Source organism: Kitasatospora sp. NE20-6, from assembly GCF_045862635.1.
On sequence record NZ_BPRL01000178.1, the window covers coordinates 1 to 805 of the forward strand.

Sequence of the window (805 nt, forward strand, 5' to 3'; positions counted from 1 at the left end):
CAGGAGGTCGATGATGTAGATGCCGTTGCGCTCCGTGAAGATGAAGCGCTTCATCTTCGGGTTCCAACGACGGGTCTGGTGACCGAAGTGGACGCCGCTCTCCAGCAGCTCCCGCATCGTGACGACGCGCACACCCCCTCCTGCCTGCGCCGCGCCTGTCTGTTGCGGCGCATGGGTGATCGACGCGGTCTCGGGCAAGAAGATCCTTCGAAGGCGCTGGGCAACCGCTGGATCGAACTTCTCCCGGTTGCGATCCAGATCAAACTCCTGCGCCAGGTCTGCAGCGAGCTCAATGGCGCCAGCCTTCAGCTGCGCTGGCGAGGCATTGGGAAACATCCCAGCCAAGGTCTGCTCACATGTCTCGCTCAGAGAGGTGAGGTCCACATCAGCACGGATCATGGTTCCAGCCTAGAGCCGACCGCGCGTTCACGCAGTCCTGCGGCAACCACCGCATGTGTCCATGTTCATGCCATTGGCGAGGACCACCATGGCCAGTCGCTCCGCTAGGTAGTGAACGTGGTGAGGCGGTGCATTCGAAACCTGCGAGTTCGATCTCCAGCGGTCACACTCTCGCGCCCAGTGCCTCTCGGCTCGCCGTCCGTCGGGTGGATGCATAGCCATAAAATCACGTGCGAATCGCCGTTCCGGCGCTTCACCATCCTCTAGTATTGTCTCCAATGAGCCCTTCTCATCCTGAGCTGCGAGGGTGACGACAGGATTGAGGAAGTGGGGCGTGACGCAACAGGGCTCCCGGCTGTTGCACTGGTGATCTCACTCGCCAACGCTTCAACCCGGGAGCCCTGTT

The 805-nt window shown here is 61.4% G+C and carries 1 protein-coding gene; it reads right to left on the reverse strand.

Annotated features, from left to right (window positions below; genetic code table 11):
- Positions 1 to 399 (reverse strand): 30S ribosomal protein S2 (locus SNE206_RS40075; protein WP_407918519.1); only part of this gene is annotated, 399 nt, incomplete at its 3' end.
- Between the last annotated feature and the right edge of the window lie 406 nt (positions 400 to 805).